The sequence below is a fragment of the Burkholderia sp. E168m23 genome, assembly GCF_016586125.1.
In the GTDB taxonomy this organism is placed as follows: domain Bacteria; phylum Pseudomonadota; class Gammaproteobacteria; order Burkholderiales; family Burkholderiaceae; genus Burkholderia; species Burkholderia orbicola.
Window position 1 is genome coordinate 1 of the sequence record NZ_BCPP01000694.1, and the last position, 3,894, is coordinate 3,894.

Sequence of the window (3,894 nt, forward strand, 5' to 3'; positions counted from 1 at the left end):
TATTGCGCTGCAGCACCGGCTACTTGCCGTCATCTGAAATTTTCTCAACTATGGCTGAGCGTTTCCGCGTTGATGCGGGTGCCCGGTGAGCCGACACTCCGGACAACACATCAACACAGGAGACAAGCGATGTTGCTCGACAACCGGACCATCATCGTGACCGGCGCCGCGTCGCCGCGCGGGATCGGCAAGGCCACGGCCCGCGCGCTGGCCGCGCACGGCGCACGCGTGGCGATCCTCGACCTGCGCCGCGACGACGCGGAAGCGGCCGCCGCCGAACTCGGCGCCGGCCATCTCGGCCTCGCCTGCGACGTGACCGATCGCGACGCATGCGCGGCGGCCGCCCGCGCGACGCTTGAGCACTTCGGCCGCATCGACGGCCTCGTGAACAACGCCGGCATCACGCAGCCGGTGCGCACGCTGGAGATCTCGGCGCGCGACTTCGATGCGATCGTCGACGTGAACCTGCGCGGCACGCTGTACATGTCGCAAGCGGTGCTGCCCGCGATGCAGGCGCAGCGCGGCGGCAGCATCGTCTGCATGTCGTCGGTCTCCGCGCAACGCGGCGGCGGCATTTTCGGCGGCCCCCACTACAGCGCCGCCAAGGCCGGCGTGCTCGGCCTCGCGAAGGCGATGGCGCGCGAATTCGGCGCCGACCGGGTCCGCGTCAATTCGATCACGCCGGGCCTGATCCAGACCGACATCACCGGCGACAAGCTGACGCCCGACATGCGCGAGGACATCATCAAGGGCATTCCGCTCGGCCGGCTCGGCGAGGCTGCCGACGTCGCGCATGCGTGCCTGTTCCTGCTGAGCGACCTGTCGAGCTACCTGACGGGCATCACGCTCGACGTCAACGGCGGGATGCTGATTCACTGAGAACGGCGCCGCCCGATGCGCGGCGCCGACCATCATGCACCCGGGACAACCCGGGGCCATGGCAGGAGACAAGGATGAGAGCAAAGTACCCCGCACCGCCCGTCGAGGGCGAGATGCTGCAACGGGACGACGCGCGGACGTTCGAAGCGGCCACCTACGCGAAGGTCGCGCGACGGCTGATCCCGTTCCTGATGTTGTGCTACCTCGGCGCGTATCTCGACCGCGTCAACGTCGGCTTCGCGAAACTGCAGATGCTCAACGACCTGCGTTTCAGCGAGACGGTCTACGGGATGGGCGCCGGCATCTTCTTCCTCGGTTATTTCCTGTTCGAGGTGCCGAGCAACCTGATCCTGCATCGCGTCGGCGCGCGTCGCTGGCTCGCGCGCATCATGCTGACCTGGGCGGTGATCTCGGCGAGCTTCGTGTTCGTCAAGTCGCCCACCGCGTTCTACGTGCTGCGATTTCTGCTCGGCGTCGCCGAAGCCGGCTTCGCGCCGGGCGTGATCCTGTACCTCACGTACTGGTTCCCGTCGGCGCGGCGCGCGAAGGCGCTGTCGCTGTTCTTCATGGCGATTCCGCTCGCCGGGATCATCGGCGGGCCGCTGTCGGGCGCGATCATGCATTCGCTGCACGGCGCGATGTCGATGGCCGGCTGGAAGTGGCTGTTCCTGCTCGAGGCGCTGCCGTCGTTCGTGCTGGGTTTCGCGATCCTGCTGTATCTCGACGACGGCATCGCCGGCGCGAAATGGCTGACCGACGCCGAAAAAGCCTTGCTCGCGCGCAACGTGTCGGCCGACGCCGCGCACACCACCGCCCACCTGTCGATTCGGACCTTCGTCGCGGACCGCCGGCTGTGGCTGATGGCCGCGATCTACTTCTGCGTGGTGCTCGGGCAGTACGGCCTCACGTTCTGGCTGCCGACGATCATTCGCAAGGCGGGCGTGGCCGATCCGCTGTGGGTCGGTCTGTTCACCGCGATCCCGTATGCGTGCGCGATCGTTGCGCTGCCGCTGATCGGCATCAGCGCGGATCGTCGCCGCGAGCGACGCTTCCATCTCGCGGTGCCGATGCTGGTCGCGGCGGCGGGCTTCGCCACGTTGCCGATGCTCGGCAGCGTCGGCGCATCGATCGTGTGCCTGAGCATCGCGTCCGCCGGCATCCTCGCGTCGTCGTCGCAGTTCTGGTCGCTGCCGACCGCGTTGCTGGGCGGGATGTCGGCGGCGGCGGGCATCGCCGCGGTCAACTGCTTCGCGAACCTGGCGGGCTTCTTCTCGCCGGCGATCGTCGGCTGGCTGAACGACCTGACCGGCAAGTCCACCGCGGGGCTCGTGTTCATCTCCGTCGCGATCACGGCCGGCGCGCTGCTGGTGTTCCTCGTGCCCCGATCCGTGAACCGCTGATCACCGCCGATTCATTTGCATTCCTTCCGACCCGATACTGGAGTGATCGATGGAAACCGAAACCATCCATGAAGCGGTCACGCTCGCCGAGCGCGCGTACCGCATCCGAAGAAACGCCGTGCTGATGGGCGAAGTGCAGGGGCAGGGCTATGTCGGCCAGGCGCTCGACATCGCCGACGTGCTGGCCGTCGCCTATTTCGGCGCGATGCGCTATCGCGCCGACGATCCCGACTGGGAAGGGCGCGACCGCTTCCTGCTGTCGAACGGGCACTATGCGATCGCGCTGTACGCGGCGCTGTTCGAAGCCGGCATCCTGCCGGCCGCGGAACTCGAAACCTATGGCAGCGACGACAGCCGCTTGCCGATGTCCGGCATGGCGAGCTACACGCCCGGAATGGAAATGTCCGGCGGCTCGCTCGGGCAGGGGCTGACGATCGCGGTCGGCCGGTGTCTCGGCCTGAAGCGCAAGGGCTCCGATGCGTTCGTCTACACGCTGTTCTCGGATGGCGAGCTGGACGAAGGCGCGATCTGGGAAGGGCTGATGTCGGCCGCGCACTGGAAGCTCGACAACCTGATCGCGATCGTCGACGTGAACAACCAGCAGGCCGACGGCCCGTCGACCCAGGTCATGGCGTTCGAGCCGCTGGTCGACAAGCTCCAGGCGTTCGGCTGGTACGTGCAACGGGTGGACGGCAACGACATCGACGCGGTGAAACGCGCGTTCGACGATGCGCGCCGGCACGACGCGCCGCAGCCGCGCATCATCGTCTGCGACACGAAGATGGGGTGCGGCGTGCCGTTCCTCGAAGCACGCGAGAAGAGCCATTTCATCCGGGTCGATGCGCACGAGTGGCAACTCGCGCTCGACGCACTCGAAGCAGGGAGACACGCATGAGCACCGCCGACAACAAGCCGCGCCTGAAGACGTCGGCGATGATCGCCTCCATCGCCGCGGAAGGGCAGGCGACCCGCTCCGCGCCGTTCGGCCATGCGCTGACCGAACTCGCCCGCACGAACGCCAACGTGATCGGCATGACGGCCGATCTCGGTAAGTACACCGACCTGCACATCTTCGCGAAGGCGTTCCCGGAGCGGTACTACCAGATGGGCATGGCCGAGCAACTGCTGATGGGGGCCGCCGCCGGGTTCGCGCACGAAGGCGCGCAGCCGTTCGTCACGACCTATGCGGTGTTTGCGACGCGCCGCGCGTACGACTTCATTCACCAGGCGATCGCCGAGGACAACCTCGACGTGAAGCTGATCTGCGCATTGCCGGGGCTCACGACCGGCTACGGGCCGAGCCACCAGGCCGCCGAGGATCTCGCGCTGATGCGTGCGATGCCGAACATGACGGTGATCGACCCGTGCGACGCGCTCGACATCGAACAGATGGTGCCGGCCATCGCCGCGCACAAGGGGCCGGTGTACGCGCGTCTGCTGCGCGGCAACGTGCCGGCCGTGCTCGACGAATACGATTACCGTTTCGAGCTCGGCAAGGCCAAGCTGCTGCGCGACGGCAACGACGTGCTGCTGATCTCGTCCGGGATCATGACGATGCGTGCGCTCGAGGTGGCGAAGGCGCTCGAAGCCGATCGCGTCGATGTCGCCGTGCTGC

Annotated in this window: 4 protein-coding genes; all 4 read left to right on the top strand. The window is 67.2% G+C overall.

The features are described from left to right. The first annotated feature begins 129 nt into the window (after positions 1-129). Positions 130-879, top strand: coding sequence for an SDR family NAD(P)-dependent oxidoreductase (locus tag JMF90_RS27655; protein WP_011549820.1), 750 nt, complete (start codon positions 130-132; stop codon positions 877-879). Positions 880-953: 74 nt separating this feature from the next. After that, positions 954-2,279 carry an MFS transporter gene (locus tag JMF90_RS27660; protein ID WP_011549819.1) on the top strand — a complete coding sequence of 442 codons (1,326 nt, stop codon included), beginning with the start codon at positions 954-956 and terminating at the stop codon, positions 2,277-2,279. A gap of 49 nt (positions 2,280-2,328) precedes the next feature. Beyond that, positions 2,329-3,174, top strand: a complete 846-nt coding sequence (locus tag JMF90_RS27665; RefSeq protein ID WP_011549818.1) for a transketolase — start codon at positions 2,329-2,331, stop codon at positions 3,172-3,174. Continuing rightward, positions 3,171-3,894: transketolase family protein (locus JMF90_RS27670; RefSeq protein ID WP_201325677.1), on the top strand; the 724-nt coding region annotated here is incomplete at its 3' end. The genes JMF90_RS27665 and JMF90_RS27670, both read left to right, overlap by 4 nt.

What these genes read in the sequence shown, in the direction of transcription:
- JMF90_RS27660 (WP_011549819.1), top strand. Translation starts at nt 954, where the DNA reads ATGAGAGCAAAGTACCCCGCACCGCCCGTCGAGGGCGAGATGCTGCAA.
- JMF90_RS27655 (WP_011549820.1), top strand. Translation starts at nt 130, where the DNA reads ATGTTGCTCGACAACCGGACCATCATCGTGACCGGCGCCGCGTCGCCG.
- JMF90_RS27665 (WP_011549818.1), top strand. Translation starts at nt 2,329, where the DNA reads ATGGAAACCGAAACCATCCATGAAGCGGTCACGCTCGCCGAGCGCGCG.